We start from the raw sequence: 20,681 nt of genomic DNA on the forward strand, positions 1-20,681 counted from the left end.
TGTGAGCGGACTTTTTTTTCGTCCCATGCGCGCCGTCGCCTGCACAACGCGCACGGCGAAAAACCGATCAGCCGGCCAATCCCACCGTCTGCACCACCAGCCACAGGTTCGCCGCGCTGATCACCACGAACAGCTTCCACGCAACGAACCGAGTCAGTAGCGTGTTAGCGAACTCACCCATCAACGAACGGTCGCTGGTCATGCGGATCAGCGGATAAAGCGCGAACGGCAATTGCAGGCTCAGCACCACCTGGCTTGCGACCAGCAGCTTGCCGACCGCACCGTTGCCCATCATCTGCACGCCGATCAGCGCGGGGATCAGTGCGAGTGCTCGCGTAATGAAGCGCCGCTGCCAGCACGGAATCTTCAGCTTCAGGAAGCCTTCCATGATGACCTGCCCCGCCACGGTGCCAGTGAAGGTCGAGCTTTGTCCCGAGGCGAGCAGGGTCACGGCGAACAACACTGCCGCGAAACCGGTGCCGACGATCGGCGCGAGCAATTTGTACGCGTCTTCGATTTCGGTGACCTGGTTGTGGCCGGTGGCATGGAACGCCGCGGCGGCAAGAATCAGGATCGCCATATTGATCAGCAGCGCCAACACCAGCGAGACGATCGTGTCGATGCGCGACATGCCGATCGCCGAGCGGATGCTGGCGGGATCACGCTTCACCGCGCGCGTCTGCACGATCGACGAATGCAGATAGAGGTTATGCGGCATGACCGTCGCGCCGAGAATGCCGATCGCCAGATACATGGGCTCGCGCGAACTCAAAGCCTGCCACGACGGAATCAGCCCCTGCGCGACCGACGGCCAATGCGGCCGCACCAGCGCGAGCTCGATGATGTATCCCACGCCAATGGTCGCGATCAGGCCGAGCATGATCGCTTCAAGATCGCGGAAGTTCTTGCCCTTCAGGCCGAGCACGATCAACGTATCGAACGCGGTGAGCAGGACGCCGGTGGTCAGCGAGCATTTGAATAGCAGATGGAAGGCGAGCGCGCCGCCCAGCACTTCGGCCAGGTCGCACGCCACGATCGACAATTCCGCGAGCAGCCACTGAAAGCGCGCCACAGCCGGCGAATAACGATCTCTCGACAACGCCGCGAGATCGCGCCCGGTCGCGATGCCCAGGCGCATGCTCAGGCATTGCAGCGCCATCGCCGCGAGACTCGACAGCATGACGACGAACAGCAGGCTGTAGCCATAGCGCGATCCGGCTTCGATGTCGGTGGCCCAGTTGCCTGGGTCCATATAGCCGATCGAGATCAGCAGGCCAGGGCCTGCGAATTGCAGGATCTTCTTCCAGAACGGCGCGCCCGGCGAGACGGCCACGGAGCCTTGCACTTCGGATGGGCAAAACGGCGCCGTTGCGGTGGTCGGTAGTTTGAACTGCAATCCGGGAGTCTCTTGAAGGGGATAAAACGCGGCGCCTCGTGCCGGCCGCCGCGAACCGCCTCAAGTGTACAAAGAAACTTCCGGCAACGCGCCGGTGAGTGCGTATCGGCCGACGTCGCGTACGCGATAGTCGAGCGGATCATGCAGCGTATGCACGCGGGCGTTACGCCAGAAACGGTCGAGCGCGAGCGGTGCGTGCGTCGCGCGGGCGCCACACGCGTCGAACAGTTTTTCGCTGACGTCGAGCGCGGCGCGGTGCGCGACAATCTTCGCCTCCGACGTGGCGAGCGCAACCAGCGCGCGTGTTTCCCCGGAAAGCGCCGGACCTTGTTGCCACGCATCTTCCAGCAACCAGGCCGCACGCGTCGCCAGCGCTTCGGCGCTTACCGCCTGCAGGCGCATTTCGCCGAAGCGCTGGATCAGGTAGGGATCATCGATGGCCTTGTCGACGCCGGAATAGATCCAAGGCTTGCCGTTCTGCGTCACGTAAGCGCGCGCTTCATCGAGCGCGCCTTGGGCAATGCCGACGAACAGATTGGTCAGCACCTGCTGCGAAATCAGCGTGCGCAAACTCGCATGCGGCGTGTCGGGCCGCACCATCACTTCATCGGGTTCGACCTTGACCCGCGTGAAGGACACGCTGCCGCTGTCGGTCTGACGTTGACCGATAGGGTTCCAGTCCTCATGAACGGTGATGCCTTCGCGCGTCGTCGGCACTACGCCGAACACCGGTTTGCCGGTGAGCGGATCGTGCGCGGAGACCGTCATCATCTGCGAGCCGCGGGTGCCGGAGCAAAAGCCCTTCTGGCCGTCGAGCAGGTAGCCGCCGTCATCGGTTGCGCTTGCAACGAGTCGCGTATCAAGCGGATTGACGGCGTTGCCCCACCACCATCGCCCTTCCACCGTGCCGCTCAGATAGCGGGCGCGTTGTTCCGGATTGCCCCATACATTGACGCTGACCACCTGCAGGCAGGTGAAGCCCAGCAAATGCCCGAGCGCGCTGTCCACTTGCGCGATCTTGCGGATCGTCTCGTAGATGTCGGGCCAGCGCGCGCCGAGGCCGCCGAATTCGCGCGGCACCGCGAGCGTGAGCAGCCCCGCGTCCGCGATCCATTGTTTTTCCTGCGCGGCGTGGCCGCCGTCGATATCGCGCTGGGCGGCCGTCGCACGCAAAGCGTCGAGCAAACCCGTGAAATCGTGCACCTCGGGCGCAGCGAATGCCTGAGGCGTTTGCAACGCATCGGCATGACGAGGATCGTTCATGCAATTTCCGTTTGAAGATCTGTTCGGCGAGCAGCGGTGGACGGAGCGTCTATGACTGAGTTCGAAGCCGTAGCCAGTATGATAGGCCGCGACGCGAGCGACGCAAATGTGAGCGCCTATTCTTCATGCAAATAGCCGCCGCGCGTGGTAAAAAACGATTACACCCGCTGCGCCAGCCGCCGCACGAACCGGTCGCCGACGAACTGCACCGCCGTGACGATCGCAATCAGCAGCACGATCACCGTCACCATCACAGTCGTATCGAAACGCTGATAGCCGTAGCGGATCGCCAGATCGCCGAGGCCGCCGGCGCCGACCGCGCCCGCCATCGCCGATGAACCGATCATCGCCACCACGGTAATCGTGAAGCCGCCGAGAATGCCCGGCAGCGCCTCGGGCAGAAGCACATGCCAGATGATGTGGCGGCGTTGCGCGCCCATGGCCTGCGCGGCTTCGATCAAACCGCGGTCCACTTCACGCAGGCTCACTTCGGCCACGCGCGCAAAAAATGGAATCGCCGCGATACTGAGCGGCACGATTGCGGCCCATACGCCGATCGTCGTGCCGATCAGCAAACGCGTGAGCGGCAGCAACGCAACCAGCAGAATGATGAAAGGCGTGGAGCGAAACGCGTTGACGAGCGCGCCGAGCGTGCTGTTCACCCCGCGTTTCTCGAAGATGCCGCCGCGTGTCGTCGTGACCAGCAGCAGCGCCAGCGGAATGCCGACTAGCGCCGCGACGAATGCGGACACGCCGACCATGACGATGGTGTCGCGAATCGCATCGGCGAGTTCGGAAAGCCACAACTCAGACATAGCCCAATACCTCGACATGAGTGGCGTAGCGGCGTGCGCTGTCGAGCAGCGCCGCGATCTGCTTCTGCACCGTGGTGCGTTCGTCCGCGCGCACTTGCGCCGACACCACGAGGCGCCCTTGCGCATGCCCCTGAATCCTGTCGATGCCGCCATGCACGAAACTCACGCGCCCGCCATCGACGCTCAACGCCGACGCAAGGCCACCAAGATCGGGCTCCCGCGCATCGACGCCGGTGAAACGCACGTCCAGCAGAATCTGCGCGTCCGCTTGCCCGATGTCGCGCAGCGGCTTGATCCGTTGCGCAAGGTCGATCGGCAAGTCATGCACCAGCGTGCGTAACAACGCGCGCGTCGCATCGTGTTGCGGATCGCCGAACACGCGCCACACCGGCCCAGTCTCCACCACCTCGCCGCGCTCGATCACCGCAACCGTATCGCAGACCTCGCGAATTACCTGCATTTCGTGCGTGATCAATACGATGGTCAGATTCAGGCGCTGATTGATATCGCGCAGCAGCGCGAGGATGGCTTGCGTCGTTTCGGGATCCAGTGCGGAGGTGGCCTCGTCGCAGAGCAGAATGTCCGGGTCGGTGCCCAACGCGCGCGCAATGCCGACGCGCTGTTTCTGGCCGCCGGACAAGCTCGCGGGATACACGTCGCGTTTGGCGGACAGACCCACCAATTCCAGCAGCGCATCGACTTTTTTGTCGATCGCCGCTTTCGGCACGCCGGCGATTTTCAGTGGCAATGCAATGTTCTCGCGCACCGTCTTTGCCGAAAGCAGATTGAAGTGCTGAAACACCATGCCGATGCGCCGGCGCAACGCCACGAGTCCGCGCTCGTCGAGTTCGCCGACGCTCACGCCATTCACGCGCACCGCGCCTGAACTCGGTTTTTCCAGGCCGTTGACGAGCCGCAACAGCGTCGACTTGCCGGCTCCGCTGCGGCCGATAATGCCGAACACTTCGCCCCGCGCCACATTCAACGTGACGCTGGCGAGCGCCGCGGTGGACACGCCGCGAGCGTTGGCGAATACTTTACCGACGTTGTCGAAAATCACGGCGGGTTGCGTCGCTGTTGCATGCGAATCAGGATTGACGGTGAGAGACGGCGCGTCTTCGATGAATTGCGGCACGTCGAAAAGATTGGCCATGGTTTCGCTCCTCTCCTACGCTTGCGCGGTGGCTTGCACGCGCCGCCGACGCTGCGCGCCCGCATGTACGTCCGGCAGCCGGGCACGCCCTGCGCCGAACAGTTTCTCGCGCAGCGTCGGCGCGGGATCGTAATCTTCCTTGTAGACACCGCGATTCTGCAATTCCGGCACCACCAGATTCACAAAGTCTTCGAACGATTCCGGCATCACCGTGCGTGTCAGATTGAAGCCATCGATGCCTGCTTCCTCGATCCACGACACCAGTTCGTCCGCGATCTGCTGCGGCGAGCCGACCACCGGCTTCGCGCGGCCGCCGAGCGTCATCTGTTCGAGCACTTTGCGTTTGGTCCAGACACCGCCCACGCTCTTCTTCGAAATCGCCTCGACGGCCGATTGCATCGACTCGGTCTTCACGTAAGAGATCGGTTCGTCCAGCTCGTATTGCGAGAAGTCGATGCCGGTCGAACTGGAGAAATGCGCGATGCCGCCTTCGGCGCTCGCATAACGGCGGTATTCGTCGAATTTCTCCTGCGCGGCCCGTTCGGTTTCGCCGACTACAACGGTGATGCCCGCGAAGATCTTGATGTCGTCCGGCGCGCGGCCGAAGCTCACCGCACGCGCACGGATGTCGTCGACAATCGAGCGCGTCAATTGCTTGTTCTGGCCGCCGACGAACACGCATTCAGCGTGACGTGCCGCGAAATCGACGCCACGGCTCGACGATCCCGCCTGATACAACACCGGCGTGCGTTGCGGCGACGGCTCGCTGAGATGAATCGCATCAATTGAATAGTACGGACCGTCGTGCTTCACGCGGTGCACCTTGTCCGGATGCGAGAAGATGCGCGCCGTGCGGTCGCGCACCACGGCGTCGTCTTCCCAACTCTGTTCCCACAGCTTGTAGACCACGTCCATGTAATCGTCGGCGCGGTCGTAGCGGTCGTCGTGGCTGATCTGCTGCGCGAGTCCCATGCCGCGCGCCGCGCTGTCCAGATAGCCCGTCACGATGTTCCAGCCCACCCGGCCCTTCGTCAGATGGTCGAGCGTCGACATACGGCGCGCGAACAGATACGGCGGCTCATAAGTCAGATTTGACGTGACGCCAAAGCCGATGTGTCGGGTCACGTGCGCCATCGCGGGAACGATCAGCGACGGATCGTTGATCGGAATCTGCACCGATTCGCGCAACGGCGTTTCCGGACCGCCCTGATACACGTCGTACACGCCGACGATATCCGCGAGAAAAATCCCGTCGAATTTGCCGCGCTCCAGCGTTTGCGCAAGGCTCGTCCAATAGTCGAGGTCGGTGTAATGCGCCGAGCGGTCGCGCGGATGCGTCCACAACCCGTGATTGATGTGGCCGACCGCATTCATGTTGAACGCGTTCAGCAGGATCTTTTTCTTCGCCATCGTGCGACTCCTTTGGCTTTCCAGTTTCGGCTGACCGCGCGGCTTACCACGCGACGGCGTAGAGATTGCCGAAGGCTTTGTCGAGCGCGGCGCGCACGGCCGGCGAATGCTGATAGATCGAGATGAACTTGCGGATACGCGGATCGTTGGCGCTTTCCGGACGCACCACCCATTGAATCGCGTAGTTCTTGTTTTCCAGGCCGTCGAACAGCAGCGCGCTATTCGGATCGGTCGTGCCGGCCAGCTTGATGAAACTCGGGTAACCCTGTGCGAGATCGACGTCGTCGAGCGAACGCGCCAGTTGCGATGCTTCCAGCTGCACGATCTTCAGATGCTTCGGGTTGTCGGTAATGTCGAGCGTCGTCGCGCGATAGTCGATGCCCGGCTTCAGCTTGATGAGACCGGCACGCTGCAGCAACAGCAGGCCGCGTCCGCCGTTGACCGGGTCGTTGGCGATCGCGACCGTGGCGCCGTCTTTCAATTCGTCGAAGCGCTTGATCTTCTTCGAGTACAGGCCGATCTTCATGATCGTGCCCGGCGCGATCGCGACGAAGTCATAGCCGCCCTGCTTCTTCGCATTCTCGAGAAACGGAATGTGCTGGAAATAGTTGACGTCGATGTCCTTGTTGGCGAGCGCCGCGTTCGGCGTGTTCCAGTCCGTGAACTCGATGATCTTCACGTCGAGGCCCTGCTCTTTCGCTTCGCGCGCGGCGATTTTGAGCGCTTCGATTTGTGGACTGGTTGCGGTGCCGATTTTCAGCGTGGGCGAATCGGCCGCTGAAGCGGGCGTCGCCTGCAAAGCGAGTGCGAGACCGAACGCGCTGATGAGCGAGACGGCGGGCGTGTGAAAAAAGCGCTGCACGTTTGACAGAAAAATGCGCATGGTGAACTCGTGATTTCGGGCGTGGTTTGATTCGAGGCGAACCGATTCAGCGGCATGCTGTGAGGCGTCTACAAAGGATGAACTTCGAGACGCCATCCAGGCTTGCCGGATAGGTCGGGCAACGGAAAGTCCACTGCGTGCGGCTTAAACCGCGCGTGGCAGCGACAAGACGGGCAAACGGGTTAGCGCGGACAGCGGAAGGTCGGACAGGTCATCGCCTCTCTCCAGATGAGGTGCGACTCATCATAGTGGGCGGTAAAGCGGCGGTCTACGAAGGGATTTTTGTATGGAAAGCGGTAAAAATGATTTGGGCACAACCACGCGTTGTGGCCAGATCCGAAGTTACAGCAGCGGCAGCACGTCCGCGTTCGACAACCACGCGCTGGTTTGAACCAGACCCGCGCGTATGAGCCGGTCCAGCAATTCGTCCACGGTCCCCGGTGGTCGGCGCTTACGTGCTCGCAAGTCCCTGAACGCAGCCAATGCGCGCTTCTCATTCAGATCGATCAGATCGAGGATAAAGACATCAGGATGCTTTACCTCGATACGCAGGCTGGACTCCAGTTGTTCTGCTGCAAAATCCTTCAGGTTGAAGGTGACGATCGCATCCGCGCGAGCCGCCACCGCCGTCATGACGACATGCCGGTCTTTCTCGTCGACGTCGAAGATTTCAACGGAATCCGGAAGTACCTGCGTGACCAGCGCGTCGGGAAACGTGCGGTCCATCGCATTGCGAATCGCAGCGATCTTTGGCGCGGCGTCGTTAGCCGCGCTTTTGTCCGCGAAACGGGCGGCGAGATTGCGGGTCCATTCTTCGTGAATGCGCGCCGACCACTTCGGCGCATAGAACTCGTGATCGGCGAAAGTCAGCAATACGTCGCGCACCACCATCGGAAACAGCGAACACGCATCCAGCACGACGGTAAAGCGATCGACCGACAGCATTACAGATCGTATCCGCCTATCGATTCGCTGTCGGCCACGATCTCGTCCAAGCCGCTCTTGCGTGTTGCACGCATGGTTTCCTTGTAGCGCATCACGTCGTCCATCAGCATGCGGCGATGCCGCCCGACCTTGCGGAAAGGCAGTTCGCCGGCTTCAAGGCGAGCGATCAGAAACGGCCGCGACACCCCGAGCAAATCCGCCGCTTGCTTGGTGGTCAATTCGGTGTCGGCGGGATAGAGAACGAACACCTGCTCACTGGCCATCATGGCCAGCACACGCGAAAGCACCCGCAGCGTGGCGGGCGGAACCTCGATACGGGCGATATCTCCGTCGGCGCCCTCCTCCACCAATGCGACGCTGTGCGCGCGCGAATGATCGAGCGCCGCGCCCATGAGGCGGCTTGCGGCGGACAGCACGGTTGCGTCGTCGTCCGACAGGATGATGCGATCGGGTGTGGCGGTTGTCATGTTCGACTCCAATTACCTTCGAGTATAAGTCAATCCTCGCCACAAACGCAATAAACGCAACATGTGAAATATTTGCAACGCGGTCACATCGCACCGTTTTCTATGTGGATTCGGTTAACGAAAAACGCCGGGCCGCGCTTTCGCGCGACCCGGCGTCTACCGCTCGTCCGTAATTCGACGATTTATTGCTTCGCCACCTGTTGCACGGCAGCGGCGGCCGCCACTGGAGCGGATGCCAGCGCCACCGCACCCACCGCCATGTCCGCCGCCTTCACATCACCCCAGCCACCGCCCAACGCGCGAATCAGATTGACGGTCGCCACCGCCTGCGTGCCCGACAGATGGCTCGCCTGCAGCTGCGAAGTCAGCACCTGCCGCTCGCCGTCGATCACGTCCAAGTAGCTGACCGCACCCTCCGTGTACTGCGTGCGCGACAGATGCGCCGCCCGTTGCGAGGCCTGAACCGCATCGTTCTGCTCGCGCATCTGATCGTCGAGCAAACGCAAGTCGGACAGGTTGTCCTCCACTTCACGGAACGCCACCAGCACCTGCTGACGATACTGCGCCACGTCCTCGTCATACTTCGAACGGGCTTGCGCGAGGTTCGCCTTGCGGCGGCCGCCGTCGAACAGAGGCAGGGTCAACGCCGTGCCGGCAATCGGTCCGAGAATGAACGCGCGGCTCGACCACTTGAACAGGTCGCCGAGCGTCGCCGATTCGAAACCGGCTGCGCCCGTGATGTCGAGTTTCGGGAAGAACGCCGACTTCGCGAGGCCGACGCGCGCATTCGCCGCCTGCATCGCGCGCTCCGCCGCCGAAATATCCGGCCGGCGTTCCAGCAAATCCGAAGGCAAGCCCGGCGGCACACGCACCGTCACCGGAGCCAGCGGCGCTTCCGCGAACGAGAAATCCGCCGGCGGCTTGCCGAGCAGAATCGCGAGGCTATGTTCCGATGCCGCGCGCTGACGCGCCACGCCCACGGCATCCGCACGCGCGCTCGCCAGTTCGTTGCGGGCCCGCGATACATCCAGCTCGCCGATATCGCCTTCCTTGAAGCGCCGTTCGACCAGCTTCAGCGTGTCCTCACGCAACGCCACGGTGCGACGGTACAGGTCCTGATCCGTATCGAGCTCGCGCAACTGGAAGTAGTTCTGCGCGACGTCTGCCTGCAAGGACAATTGCACCGAACGGAACAGCGCTTCGCTTTGCTGCTCGTCCGAACGCGACGCGTTCACGTTCGAGCCGACCCGCCCGAACAGATCCGCTTCGTACGATGCGGTGGTTTGCGCGCGCCAGATCGTGGCGTTGGTGCCGCCCGCGCTATCCGGCTGAAATTGCGACGCCGCCGACGCACGCTGGCGCGTCGGGCCGAAGCCCGCATCGAGCTTCGGGAACCAGTCCGACTTCGCTGCCTGCGTGACCGCACGCGCCTGCTGCACGCGCGCCGCGGCCGCCTTCAGGTCCTGATTCGCGGCGGAAGCCTGCTCTTCGAGTGCATTGAGTTGCGGGTCGCCGAAAATCGTCCACCATTCGCCGCGATGCGCGTCGTCGGCGGGCTGGGCCTGTTTCCAGGTACCGTTGTCCTGCGCCGACACACCCGACGCCCCCGAGGGTGCCGCAGCAGCCGACGCCGCGGGCGCTTCCTTGAACGCAGCCGGCGCATCCACTTCAGGTCGCTTATAAGTCGGCTCCAGGGAGCAGGCGGCGAGCAACGCGACCAGCAAACCGCTGGCAGCCGCCCGGCCCCACCCGCTCAAAGATTCATAGCGTTTCATTATTGTTTTCTCCTCAAGCGTCCGTCACCGGCGCGCCATAGTGCGGCGAATCTTTCTGCGCGACGTGAATCGTTCCGCCCGCCAGCGTACGCAGCACCACATAAAACACAGGGGTCAGCATCAGACCGAACAGCGTGACACCAAGCATGCCGAAGAACACCGCGATACCCATCGCATGACGCATCTCCGAACCGGCTCCGCTCGACAGCACCAGCGGCACCACGCCCATGATGAATGCGATCGACGTCATCAGAATCGGCCGCAGACGCAGGCGGCTCGCCTCGATTGCCGCCGACAGCGGCGTATGCCCGTCATGCTCCAGTTCGCGAGCGAACTCGACGATCAGAATCGCGTTCTTCGCGGACAAGCCCACCAGCACCATCAAACCGATCTGCGTGAAGATGTTGTTGTCGCCGCCCGTGAGCCACACGCCGGTCAGCGCGGACAGCACGCTCATCGGCACGATCAGGATCACCGCGAGCGGCAGCGTCAGGCTTTCATACAGTGCGGCGAGCACGAGGAACACGAGCAGCACGCTGATCGGGAACACCCACAAGCCCGCATTGCCGGCCAGAATCTGCTGATACGTCAGGTCGGTCCACTCGAGCTTCACGCCATGCGGCAAGACTTCCGCCGCCACGCGCTCGGCCGCGGCTTGTGCCTGGCCCGACGAGAAGCCCGGCGCCGGTCCACCGTTGATGTCGGCAGCCGTATAGCCGTTGTAACGCACCACCATTTCCGGACCGAAGGTCGGCGTCACCGTCACCAGCGACGACAACGGCACCATGTCGCCAGCGGCATTGCGCGTCTTCAGTTGCAGGATGTCGTCGGCACGCTGACGGAACGGTGCGTCCGCCTGCACCCGCACCTGATACACGCGGCCAAAGCGGTTGAAGTCGTTCACATACAGCGACCCGAGATAGATCTGCATCGTGTTGAACACGTCCGTAACCGGCACGCCGAGCTGCTTGGCCTTCACACGATCCAGGTCCACATTCAGTTGCGGCACGTTGATCTGATAACTCGAGAAGGTCGGGCCGAGTTCAGGCGTTTGCGCGGCCTTCTTCACGAATGCCTCCGCGGCCTTGTTCAACTCCGCGTAACCGAGCGCGCCGTGATCCTCCAGCTGCATCTTGAAGCCGCCGAGCGTGCCGAGACCGAGCACGGGTGGCGGCGGGAACACCGCGACGAACGAATCCTTGATCGCACCGTATTGCTGATTCAGCGCACCGGCAATCGCACCGGCCGAGAGCTTCTTGCTGCCACGATCCTTGAAAGGCTTGAGCGTGACGAACACGATGCCCGCGCTGGAGCTATTCGTGAAGCCATTCACCGACAGACCCGGGAACGCCACCGCGCTCTCCACGCCCGGCTGCTTCAGCGCGATCGAGCTCATGTCGCGAATCACTTTCTCCGTGCGATCCAGCGACGCGCCGTTCGGCAATTGCGCGAAAGCAATCAGGTACTCCTTGTCCTGCGCGGGCACGAAGCCGCCCGGCACCACGCGCGAGATCAGCACGGTCGCGCCCAGCAGGATCGCGTAGACCGCCAGCATCGCGCCCTTACGACGCAGCACGCCGGTCACGCCGCGGCCATACGCCGTCGAACCGCGATGAAAGACCTTGTTGAAACGCTTGAAGAAACCGCCCAGCAGGCGATTCATCACGCGCGTCAGGAAGTCTTCCTTCGCGCCGTGGCTGCGCAACAGCATCGCGGACAGCGCCGGCGACAAGGTCAGCGAGTTGAACGCCGAGATCACCGTCGAAATCGCGATGGTCATTGCAAACTGCTTGTAGAACTGACCCGTCAAACCGGTCATGAACGCGAGCGGCACGAACACGGCGACGAGCGTCAGCGCAATCGCGATAATCGGCCCGCTCACTTCCTGCATGGCTTTATATGTCGCGTCGCGCGCACTGAGCCCGTTTTCGATGTTCCGCTCGACGTTCTCCACCACCACGATCGCATCGTCCACCACGATCCCGATGGCCAGCACCATGCCGAACAATGACAACGCGTTGATCGAGAAGCCGAACGCGAGCAGCAACGAGAACGTCCCGACAATCGACACCGGCACCGCGATCAACGGAATGATCGAAGCGCGCCACGTCTGCAGGAACACGATCACCACGATCACCACCAGCGCGATCGCTTCGAGCAGCGTATGCACGACCGCTTCGATACTCGAGCGCACGAACTGCGTCGGGTCGTAGACGATCTTGTATTCGACGCCCGCGGGCATGTCTTCCGCGAGTTCCTTCATCGCGGTACGCACCTGATCGGAAATCGCGAGCGAGTTCGCGCCCGGTGCCTGGTTGATGGCGAGCGCCACCGCCGGCTTGTTATCGAGCAGCGAACGAAGGCCGTATTCCGAAGCCGCGAGTTCGATCCGCGCAATATCTTTCAGGTAGGTCACGCCACCGTCCGGCGTGGTCTTGACGATGATGTCGCCGAATTCGCCCTCAGTCTTGAGACGGCCACGCGCGTTCACCGACAACTGCAATTGCGTGCCCGGCACCGAAGGCGATGCGCCGATCACACCGGCCGCCACCTGAATGTTCTGCTCACGGATCGCATTGACCACCTCGGTCGCCGTCAAGCCGCGTTGCGACACTTTCTGCGGATCGAGCCAGACGCGCATCGCGTAGTCGCCCGAACCCCACAACTGCACTTCGCCGACGCCCTGGATCCGCGCGAGCCGGTCCTTGACGTTCAACAGCGCGTAGTTGCGCAGATACGTCATGTCGTAGCGATTGTTCGGCGAGATCAAATGCACCACCATGGTCAGCGTGGGCGAGCTTTTGATCGTCGTGATGCCGAGGCGCTGCACATCTTCCGGCAAGCGCGGCAGCGCCTGATTCACGCGGTTCTGCACGAGTTGCGTCGCGAGGTCAGGATTGGTGCCGAGCTTGAAGGTCACCGTAAGCGTGAGATTGCCGTCGCTATTTGCTTGCGACTGCATGTACAGCATGTTCTCGACGCCGTTGATCTGCTCTTCGAGCGGCGCCGCGACCGCTTCGGCGATCACCTTCGGGTTCGCGCCCGGATATTGCGCGTGGACCACCACCGACGGTGGCACCACTTCCGGGTACTCCGAAATCGGCAGCTTGAAGAGCGCAATGATGCCGCCCAGCAGGATCAATACCGACAACACGCCAGCAAAGATCGGCCGATCGATGAAGAATTTGGATATGTTCATGGGAAGCTCTTAACGTTGGAGCGTGCGCCGCGCAGTCAGGCCACGGCGCGCGAGGCTCACGAATTCTTGTCCGCTTTGGTGCGCGTTTGCGTTTGGGCCTGCGACTGCGATTGCGCTTGTGCGGGCGTCTGCTTTTCCGCAAGCGGTGCGCTGTTCGGATCGCCATCCGTTGTCATCGGCACCATGTGCGCGCGCACTGCATCACCGGGACGCACACGCTGGATGCCGTTCACGACAATGCGGTCAGTCGGCTTCAGACCGCCCTTCACCACGCGCAGATTGCCCTGCATGCCGCCCACGTCGATCGTGCGATACACGACGTGATTGCCTTGATCGACCACCAGCACGAATTTCTTGTCCTGGTCGGTGCCGACCGCGGCGTCGTCGATCAACAGCGCCGGATGCGGCTCGCTGCCGCCGACCTTCACTCGCGCATACAAACCGGGAATCAACGCACCATCCTGGTTATCGAAACGCGCGCGCACGCGAATCGTGCCCGACGACGTGTCGAGGCGGTTGTCCACCGATTCGATCACGCCGCTGCGCGAGTAACCGCTTTCGTCCGCGAGACCGAGTTCCACCGGCACCTTGCTGCCGTCTTTCGCCCGGCTCAGGTATTGCAGATAGGTTTGTTCGTCCGCGTCGAACGATGCGTAGATCGGCGACACCGACACCAGCGTGGTCAGCGGCGCAGCACTCGCGCCGGCCGAGATCACGTTGCCCACGGTGATTTCCGCACGCGACACACGGCCCGACACCGGCGCGACAATCCTGGTGTAGCCGAGATTGATGCGAGCGGTTTCGACGGCGGCTTGCGCGGCCTTCAGGTTGGCGCTCGCCTCACGCGCGGCGTTCTGCTTCTCGTCGTAGTCACGCTTGGCGATCGCGTTGTCGGTGATCAGACGTTGCGCGCGCTCCCAATCGCTTTGCGTGTAGCCGGTGCGCGCCTGCGCCGCGGCCAGTTGCGCTTCCGCGCGATCCAGTTCGGCCGCATACGGACGCGGGTCGATCACGAACAGCGTGTCGCCCTTCTTCACGAGCGCGCCGTCCTTGAAGTTGACGGACACGATGGTGCCCGGCACTTGCGAACGCACGTCCACTTTCTCGACGGCTTCGAGGCGGCCCGAGTAGCTCTGCCAATCGGTGATCGTTTTTTGCACCACCGTGGCCACATCGACTTCCGGCACGATGGTCGGCGCGGCGGGCGAGCTCGCGTCCACGCGGATCGCGCCGAACGTGCCCAGCCCGGCCACGACGATGACAGCAAGTGCGGCAATCGCCACGCGGCGACGGGAAAGAGGAAGGATAGTCATGTGAAGCTCCCGAGATCGTTGATTAAAGTTCTGCTTATTTCTGTTTCAGCGATGGGCGCGCGCATCGAAGCGCCACTGAAAAAATCGCACCGCCTCCTGCAAGGCGGGCGGATGATCGGCCAGCGCGGCATGCGACACGCTCGGATAGCGGACCACCTGGGTCAGCACACCGGCGTCGATCAGACTGCTGGCGTATTTCTCCGCCTCGACATGCAGCACGTCGTTTTGCGCCGTCGCGATCAGCGTGGCCGGCAGGCCCGCGAGACGCGACGATTCGAGCGGCGCGGCGTACGGATGCATACGCTGCGACGCTTGCGGCAGATACGCGCGATAACACGCCGCGCACTCTTTTGCCGTGATGTCCGAGCCGAGGCGCTTTTCGTCGCCCAGGCGCGTGAGGCTCGGATCGAGCATCGGCCCGAACAGCGCCTGGGCGGAAATGCGCACGTCACCGCGATCCCGTGCGATGAAAGCGAGGCAATTGGCCAACTGGCCGCCAGCGTCGTGGCCGGCCACGCCAACCTTCTTGCTATTCCCGCCAAACGCGCGCGCCCGGGTCTGCACCCACAGCGCCGCGCGATGCGCGTCTTCAGGCGCAGCCGGAAACGGAAACTGCGGCGCAAGCGAGTACCCGACCGATACGACAAGAGCCGGTAAGTGTTCTGCGAAATAACGCGAGGCGTAGTCGGCCTGATCGATCGAGCCCTTCGTAAATCCACCACCGTGGAAATAAAGCAGTACCGGCAGTGCGGTTTTCTTTTCCTGTCTATACAGACGCAACGTAATGTCCTGCGCGTGCCCTTCGATCTGCACGTCAGTGACTTCGAGTGCCGTGCTGTCGGCCTCTGCCGGGCTGCTGCCGGCGGGCACAAAGGAGTACGGCGGTTTAAATGCTTCCATGTCGAGCCGCGCAATGCGCATAGAACTTCAATGGTGCGAATTGTGGGTTCGGCAGACTCGTAAATAAATGCCTATAATCCGGCAACACAATTCGGCGCCCCTGAACAATCGAAAGCGATTGTCCGCGGATTCGTGGTGGAGTCCTTTCCTGCTCAGCGCGCCAGCCCCTATTGGAGGTCTGCAATGGACCGGCTTCAGGCCATGCAAGTGTTCACTCGTGTTGTCGACACCAACAGCTTTACCCGTGCAGCGGAAACGCTCGACTTGCCGCGCGCATCGGTTACCACGATTATTCAGAACCTCGAAGCGTTCCTCGGCACGCGTCTGATGCATCGGACCACGCGCCGTTTGTCGCTCACGCCGGACGGCGCGGCGTACTACGAACGCTGCGTGCGCATCCTCGCGGACGTCGAAGAGACCGAGGCCAGTTTTCAAAGCGGCAATAAAAAGCCGCACGGCAAGCTGCGCATCGATATGCCGGGGTCGATTGGCCGCTTGCTGGTGATTCCTTCGCTGTGTGAATTCCACACGCGCTATCCGGACATCGATCTGCAACTCGGCCTGACGGACCGGCCGGTTGACCTGTTGCAGGAAGGCGTGGATTGCGTGGTGCGGGTCGGCGCGCTACAGGATTCCTCGCTGGTGGCGCGTCGAATCGGTCTGTTTGAGGGCGTGACCTGCGCGGCCCCCGACTACATCGAGCGCGCGGGCATGCCGAAATCGCTCGAAGACCTGGAGAATCACAAAGCAGTCAATTACTTTTCGAGCCGCACGGGTCGCACGCTCGATTGGGCCTTCATGGTTGATGGCAAAGAAGTTGAAGTGAAAATGAAGAGCATCGTCTCGGTGAACGACGCGGACGCCTACGTGACCTGCGGGTTGGAAGGCTTCGGCCTGATTCAGCCTGCGCTCTTCATGGTGCTGCCGCATCTGCGGTCGGGTCAACTGGTCGAAGTGCTGCCGGAACTGAAGCCCTTGCCGATGCCAATTTCGGCAGTCTATCCGCACAGCCGGCATCTGTCGCCTAAAGTCCGCGTTTTCGTAGACTGGATTGCGGAGCTGTTCGACCGTTGTCCGTTATTGAGCGGGCGTGGCAGTCTGGACGCAACGTGCACTAAGCGCACTTTTGAAGAACGCGAGTCTGCTCCAATGCTCGATACGCCCGTGATAACTGAATGGGTCGCATAAGACGTGTGAATTGAAGTACAGAATCTGGAACAGTGAATTCCAACCGCGGCTCTAATGCCGCGGTTTTCTTTTGCGGCAACGCCGGCAAGGCGTTTCACTCAGCATTGAAACGATTGTTCTGGAATCGCGACAATTCATTTCGCGAAAGTGCGGTTTATCCGCACTGCCTCGAAGTCTACATTTCACCCTGTCGCAGCGCCGCTCGTGCTGCAAACGAATCGACAGGAGTGAATCATGAAACGCAATCTCTTAGCAGGTCTGGCTCTTTCGCTGATCGTGAGCGCTCCGGCGTTTGCACAAGGCGGTGGCGGAATTGGCCGTGCAGGTACATACGAAACGCAACCCACGCCGAGCACTACTGCGAAATCGCGCGAAGAAGTAAAGGCCGAACTCGTCGCGGCCTATCGCGACGGCTCGCTGCCCTCGCTCAATCGCACAACGTACCCGAATAAAGGCCTGATCGGTCAAACCCAGGCGGCCCGTATCGCGCTGCAGGAAGGCACGGGCGGCGACGTTACGCGTGTGGCTAACGGACAGTAAAACCAGCTTGCCGCAATGATTCGGTTTCCAAAAGAAATAGTCATTGCGACGCCATTTATGCACTCTTCAAAAAGGAGCTCATCATGACACCCTCGGAACTCGACAATTGGGACACCGACACCCCTGTGTGGACGCCGTATCGCGCGCCGCAACACTAAATGCCGAAAGTAGCAGCGAGTGCCCGCGGACCTGGTCCGCGGGCACAGTCACATTTGCAGAGACCTAGCGCCTCGGCACGCCGTCACGCCACTCGCCCCAATGCGTGGAGATATCCTGCACGAGCGGATTGCCCGAGAGAAACAGGTTCTGGATAGCGATCGTAAAGCCGCCTTGCGCGGCATAGTTCAGCAGGTTGTCCGCACTCGTCTGCCCGTCGTAGGGCCGGTCGAAATCGGAGCCCGCGCGCAGCACCGCAACACGATTCAAATCCACCTTGTGTACCGAAGCCGCGCGCTTAAGCGCTTCGTAGGTAGCGTTGTCCTCTTGCTGCGTCGTGCAGTAGACGCCTTTTTCATCGGTCAGGATTTTGGTCCAGTCGCGGGCTCGCTGCCCAAGCAGTGTGCCTGACCACCACGTATCGCCCGCGAGCGTATCGCATTGAATAACAGTCGGCGGAAGATTCGCCGGCGCATACGAATACTTGGCCCGCGCGGCCTGAGCCTGCGCGTTATCGGACAGCGTCACGTGGCGAGACAATGCGAACGCCGTATTCGCGAGCCGCGTGTTCAACTGGAACACTTCAGTGCGGTAGTCGAGCGGCGGCTTATCCGACGGACTCTTCGTGTTGATGCCGAGGTAGCCGGTATTCCAGTTGGGCGGAATCTCGCGCCCGTCGATCTCCCATTGAATCCCGAAGTCGACCAGATATTTCGCCCATGCGGCGGAACCCACCGTGCCCTGCTGCGGATCGATCCCGGCAATGCCGGCCACCATGAAGTACGTACGCCGCAAATCGAAACGCGGCGAGAACGTCAGCGCCATGATCGACGCAGCGGCGTTGGTGTGTCCCATGCCGGTGGTCATCACGCACACGTCCTGCCGGTTGCAATGGACGGTCGGGTAATCGGGCGACAAGCCGTCCACCGTAATCTCGCGCCACGGGCCGAGGTTGTCGAGCCACACCTGCCCCTCCGGCCCGAACATCGAAATGATCATCACCTTGACGGGCTGTCCGTGCGAGCCGCCGTCGCCGCGCGAGAAGCCGTCGTTGTCGTCCGCGCTGGCCGGCCCGGACGATAGGGCCGCGCATGCCGCGAGGGTAATGGCGCAGACGGCGCCGAGTGAGCGAGTCAGCATCGTGATCTTCCTTTTGCTTGTGATGCAGGTTGGGAAAGAGTGCTGCTTTCAGGCCGAAAGAAGTATAGATGCGAAGAAATTATTTTCCACTACGCGATGCACCATCGGTCCGCGCTTCCAGCGCACTGTACGGAGAGGCGTACGAGCCGGTGCAGTACGCGTTCTTCGGCGTTTTCTTATAATCGATAGTCCGCAGCGCACCGGCTTTGTGCACTTCATAACAGGAGCACCTCGATGGACTATGTGAAACTGGGCCGCACTGGCCTCGATGTATCGCGTCTTTGTCTCGGCTGCATGAGCTACGGCGTGCCGTCTCGCGGCACCCATCCGTGGTCGCTGGACGACGAAGCCGCGCGTCCCTTCATCAAGCAGGCGCTCGACTACGGCATCAATTTTTTCGACACCGCAAACGTGTATTCCGACGGCACGAGCGAGGAAATCGTCGGCCGCGCGCTCAAGGACTTTGCGAAGCGCGACGAGATCGTGCTGGCCACCAAGGTGAATAGCCGCATGCATCCGGGCCCGAACGGCGCCGGCCTGTCGCGCAAGGCGATCATGTCGGAGATCGACCACAGCCTGCGGCGCCTCGGCACGGACTACGTGGACCTGTATCAGATCCACCGCTGGGACTATCGCACGCCGATCGAAGAAACCATGGAAGCGTTGCACGACGTCGTGAAGGCCGGCAAGGCGCGCTACATCGGCGCATCGTCCATGTATGCGTGGCAGTTCGCCAAGGCGTTGCATGTGGCTGAGAAGAACGGCTGGACGCGCTTCGTGACAATGCAGAACTACGTCAATCTTCTGTACCGCGAGGAAGAGCGCGAAATGCTGCCGCTGTGCGAAAGCGAAGGTATCGGCGTGATTCCGTGGAGCCCGCTCGCGCGCGGCCGCCTGACGCGCGACTGGAGCACCGAAAGCGCGCGCTCCGAGACCGACGAATTCGGCCGCACGCTTTACGCGCAGACGGAAGACGCCGATCGTCGGATTGTCGAACGGGTCAGCCAGATCGCCAGCGAGCGCGGCGTGCCGCGTGCGCAAGTCGCGCTCGCGTGGGTGTTGCAGAAGAAGCCTATCACCGCGCCGATCGTCGGCGCGACCAAGCTGCATCATCTCGACGATGCGGTGGCCGCGCTTTCGCTCAACTTGAGCGTGGAGGAAATCCGCCGGCTCGAAGAGTTGTATGTGCCGCATGCGGTGACGGGCTTCGACTAAGCCTTGGACGTGCCGCTCAAACGCGCGGCACTTCCGGTTCGAAGAACACCCAGCGGACTTGCGGGAACGTGGCCTGCAAGTCCGCTTCGATCACGTTGATCGCATCGACCATGGCGCGGCCGCTCGCGTAGTCGATCATTTCCGCCTGCACGGCCACCACCACATGACGCCCCCATTGCAGCGTAATCATATTGACGATGCTGCGAATCTCAGTGCGCCCGCGCAGATGCGCCTCGATCGCGCGCCGTACTTCAGGGCTTGCCGATTCGCCGACGATCATCGACTTCACTTCACGCGCCACCAGCCACGCGATCACCATGAGCAATACGCCGACGCCGATGGACCCCAGCGCGTCGTAGACAGGATTGCCGGTCATCATGGTGAGCAGCACGGCCGCGAAGGCTATCGCCAGGCCCGCCAGCGCGGCGATATCCTCGCCCGCTACCACCAGCAGCTCGGACTCGCGGGTCTCCCGAAACCAGCGCCACATGCTTTTGTCGGGATGCGTCTTGCGGATTTCCTTGACGGCGCCCCACAGGGACAGCGCCTCCAACACCACGGACACGCCGAGCACCGCCAGCGCCACATACGCATACTGCAACGGCTCGCGCACGAACAGACGATGCACGCCCTCATACACCGAGAACGCGCCGCCGACAAAGAACAGCAGAAGCGCGACCAGCAGCGAGTAGAAGTTGATCTCGCGCCCGCTGCCCATGGGATGCAGCGGGCTCGCCGGCTTGCGCGCTTCGCGCAGACCGAACAGCAGCAGCAATTGATTGCCGCAATCAGCGGTGGAGTGAATGGCCTCGGCGAACATCGAACCAGAACCGGTGAACGCGGCGGCGGCGAACTTGCAGATGGCAATGCCGAGGTTGGCGGCGAGCGCGTAGAAAATGGCTTTCGGCGATTCTTCTTTCATC

Annotated in this window: 17 protein-coding genes; 3 read left to right on the top strand and 14 right to left on the bottom strand. The window is 62.1% G+C overall.

Features of this window, described 5'->3' with window-relative positions; translation table 11 throughout:
* Positions 1-67: 67 nt before the first annotated feature.
* From B0G71_RS27260 to B0G71_RS27315, 12 genes are all read right to left on the bottom strand, one after another.
* A complete protein-coding gene (locus tag B0G71_RS27260) occupies positions 68-1,396 on the bottom strand; it encodes an Nramp family divalent metal transporter (protein WP_116145672.1) in 1,329 nt (442 codons plus the stop codon).
* Positions 1,397-1,456: 60 nt separating this feature from the next.
* Positions 1,457-2,659: an acyl-CoA dehydrogenase family protein gene (locus B0G71_RS27265; protein WP_116145674.1), complete on the bottom strand. Its 1,203-nt coding sequence runs from the start codon at positions 2,657-2,659 to the stop codon at positions 1,457-1,459.
* A 158-nt stretch (positions 2,660-2,817) separates the two neighbouring features.
* The gene (locus B0G71_RS27270; protein ID WP_116145676.1) at positions 2,818-3,474 is read right to left on the bottom strand and encodes a methionine ABC transporter permease; all 657 of its coding nucleotides are present in this window, start codon (positions 3,472-3,474) and stop codon (positions 2,818-2,820) included.
* The gene (locus B0G71_RS27275; RefSeq protein WP_116145678.1) at positions 3,467-4,627 is read right to left on the bottom strand and encodes a methionine ABC transporter ATP-binding protein; all 1,161 of its coding nucleotides are present in this window, start codon (positions 4,625-4,627) and stop codon (positions 3,467-3,469) included. The genes B0G71_RS27270 and B0G71_RS27275 overlap by 8 nt, the downstream gene beginning before the upstream one ends.
* Before the next feature lie 15 nt (positions 4,628-4,642).
* The gene (locus tag B0G71_RS27280; RefSeq protein WP_116145679.1) at positions 4,643-6,037 is read right to left on the bottom strand and encodes an LLM class flavin-dependent oxidoreductase; all 1,395 of its coding nucleotides are present in this window, start codon (positions 6,035-6,037) and stop codon (positions 4,643-4,645) included.
* 43 nt (positions 6,038-6,080) lie between these two features.
* Positions 6,081-6,920: a MetQ/NlpA family ABC transporter substrate-binding protein gene (locus tag B0G71_RS27285; protein ID WP_106277221.1), complete on the bottom strand. Its 840-nt coding sequence runs from the start codon at positions 6,918-6,920 to the stop codon at positions 6,081-6,083.
* Between the two features lie 342 nt (positions 6,921-7,262).
* Positions 7,263-7,865, bottom strand: coding sequence for a PIN domain-containing protein (locus B0G71_RS27290; RefSeq protein WP_116145681.1), 603 nt, complete (start codon positions 7,863-7,865; stop codon positions 7,263-7,265).
* Positions 7,865-8,332, bottom strand: coding sequence for a helix-turn-helix domain-containing protein (locus B0G71_RS27295; RefSeq protein ID WP_116145683.1), 468 nt, complete (start codon positions 8,330-8,332; stop codon positions 7,865-7,867). Before B0G71_RS27295 ends, B0G71_RS27290 begins: the two co-directional genes overlap by 1 nt.
* 182 nt (positions 8,333-8,514) lie before the next feature.
* A complete protein-coding gene (locus tag B0G71_RS27300) occupies positions 8,515-10,107 on the bottom strand; it encodes an efflux transporter outer membrane subunit (RefSeq protein ID WP_116145684.1) in 1,593 nt (530 codons plus the stop codon).
* A 13-nt stretch (positions 10,108-10,120) separates the two neighbouring features.
* Positions 10,121-13,306 (bottom strand): efflux RND transporter permease subunit, encoded by a 3,186-nt coding sequence (locus tag B0G71_RS27305; protein WP_116145686.1) that lies wholly within the window; start codon positions 13,304-13,306, stop codon positions 10,121-10,123.
* A gap of 56 nt (positions 13,307-13,362) precedes the next feature.
* Positions 13,363-14,619 carry an efflux RND transporter periplasmic adaptor subunit gene (locus B0G71_RS27310; protein WP_116145687.1) on the bottom strand — a complete coding sequence of 419 codons (1,257 nt, stop codon included), beginning with the start codon at positions 14,617-14,619 and terminating at the stop codon, positions 13,363-13,365.
* 45 nt (positions 14,620-14,664) lie between these two features.
* Complete coding sequence (locus B0G71_RS27315) at positions 14,665-15,519, bottom strand: alpha/beta hydrolase (protein WP_116123944.1); 855 nt, start codon at positions 15,517-15,519, stop codon at positions 14,665-14,667.
* Positions 15,520-15,702: 183 nt separating this feature from the next.
* Here B0G71_RS27315 and B0G71_RS27320 point away from each other — a divergent pair, with 183 nt between their 5' ends.
* Positions 15,703-16,707 carry a LysR family transcriptional regulator gene (locus B0G71_RS27320; RefSeq protein ID WP_116145689.1) on the top strand — a complete coding sequence of 335 codons (1,005 nt, stop codon included), beginning with the start codon at positions 15,703-15,705 and terminating at the stop codon, positions 16,705-16,707.
* Between the two features lie 234 nt (positions 16,708-16,941).
* Complete coding sequence (locus B0G71_RS27325; RefSeq protein WP_116145690.1) at positions 16,942-17,247, top strand: DUF4148 domain-containing protein; 306 nt, start codon at positions 16,942-16,944, stop codon at positions 17,245-17,247.
* Between the two features lie 222 nt (positions 17,248-17,469).
* On the opposite strand, the gene B0G71_RS27330 is transcribed toward B0G71_RS27325, so the two are convergent.
* Complete coding sequence (locus B0G71_RS27330) at positions 17,470-18,543, bottom strand: purine nucleoside permease (protein WP_116145692.1); 1,074 nt, start codon at positions 18,541-18,543, stop codon at positions 17,470-17,472.
* 234 nt (positions 18,544-18,777) lie between these two features.
* On the opposite strand from B0G71_RS27330, the gene B0G71_RS27335 reads away from it, so the two are divergent.
* Positions 18,778-19,758 (top strand): aldo/keto reductase, encoded by a 981-nt coding sequence (locus B0G71_RS27335; protein WP_116145694.1) that lies wholly within the window; start codon positions 18,778-18,780, stop codon positions 19,756-19,758.
* 16 nt (positions 19,759-19,774) lie between these two features.
* Here the strand turns inward: B0G71_RS27335 and B0G71_RS27340 are convergent, their stop codons facing one another.
* Entirely contained in the window at positions 19,775-20,680 is a 906-nt protein-coding gene (locus tag B0G71_RS27340) for a cation diffusion facilitator family transporter (RefSeq protein ID WP_116145696.1), read from the bottom strand.
* Position 20,681: the final 1 nt, after the last annotated feature.

This window comes from Paraburkholderia sp. BL27I4N3 (genome assembly GCF_003386115.1).
Taxonomy (GTDB): domain Bacteria; phylum Pseudomonadota; class Gammaproteobacteria; order Burkholderiales; family Burkholderiaceae; genus Paraburkholderia.

Excerpts from the sequence above, each read along its gene's own strand:
- B0G71_RS27275 (WP_116145678.1), bottom strand. The coding sequence starts at position 4,627 with ATGGCCAATCTTTTCGACGTGCCGCAATTCATCGAAGACGCGCCGTCT.
- B0G71_RS27330 (WP_116145692.1), bottom strand. The coding sequence starts at position 18,543 with ATGCTGACTCGCTCACTCGGCGCCGTCTGCGCCATTACCCTCGCGGCA.
- B0G71_RS27280 (WP_116145679.1), bottom strand. The coding sequence starts at position 6,037 with ATGGCGAAGAAAAAGATCCTGCTGAACGCGTTCAACATGAATGCGGTC.
- B0G71_RS27335 (WP_116145694.1), top strand. The coding sequence starts at position 18,778 with ATGGACTATGTGAAACTGGGCCGCACTGGCCTCGATGTATCGCGTCTT.
- B0G71_RS27290 (WP_116145681.1), bottom strand. The coding sequence starts at position 7,865 with ATGCTGTCGGTCGATCGCTTTACCGTCGTGCTGGATGCGTGTTCGCTG.
- B0G71_RS27340 (WP_116145696.1), bottom strand. The coding sequence starts at position 20,680 with ATGAAAGAAGAATCGCCGAAAGCCATTTTCTACGCGCTCGCCGCCAAC.
- B0G71_RS27270 (WP_116145676.1), bottom strand. The coding sequence starts at position 3,474 with ATGTCTGAGTTGTGGCTTTCCGAACTCGCCGATGCGATTCGCGACACC.
- B0G71_RS27300 (WP_116145684.1), bottom strand. The coding sequence starts at position 10,107 with ATGAAACGCTATGAATCTTTGAGCGGGTGGGGCCGGGCGGCTGCCAGC.
- B0G71_RS27265 (WP_116145674.1), bottom strand. The coding sequence starts at position 2,659 with ATGAACGATCCTCGTCATGCCGATGCGTTGCAAACGCCTCAGGCATTC.
- B0G71_RS27305 (WP_116145686.1), bottom strand. The coding sequence starts at position 13,306 with ATGAACATATCCAAATTCTTCATCGATCGGCCGATCTTTGCTGGCGTG.
- B0G71_RS27285 (WP_106277221.1), bottom strand. The coding sequence starts at position 6,920 with ATGCGCATTTTTCTGTCAAACGTGCAGCGCTTTTTTCACACGCCCGCC.
- B0G71_RS27295 (WP_116145683.1), bottom strand. The coding sequence starts at position 8,332 with ATGACAACCGCCACACCCGATCGCATCATCCTGTCGGACGACGACGCA.
- B0G71_RS27310 (WP_116145687.1), bottom strand. The coding sequence starts at position 14,619 with ATGACTATCCTTCCTCTTTCCCGTCGCCGCGTGGCGATTGCCGCACTT.
- B0G71_RS27315 (WP_116123944.1), bottom strand. The coding sequence starts at position 15,519 with ATGGAAGCATTTAAACCGCCGTACTCCTTTGTGCCCGCCGGCAGCAGC.
- B0G71_RS27325 (WP_116145690.1), top strand. The coding sequence starts at position 16,942 with ATGAAACGCAATCTCTTAGCAGGTCTGGCTCTTTCGCTGATCGTGAGC.
- B0G71_RS27320 (WP_116145689.1), top strand. The coding sequence starts at position 15,703 with ATGGACCGGCTTCAGGCCATGCAAGTGTTCACTCGTGTTGTCGACACC.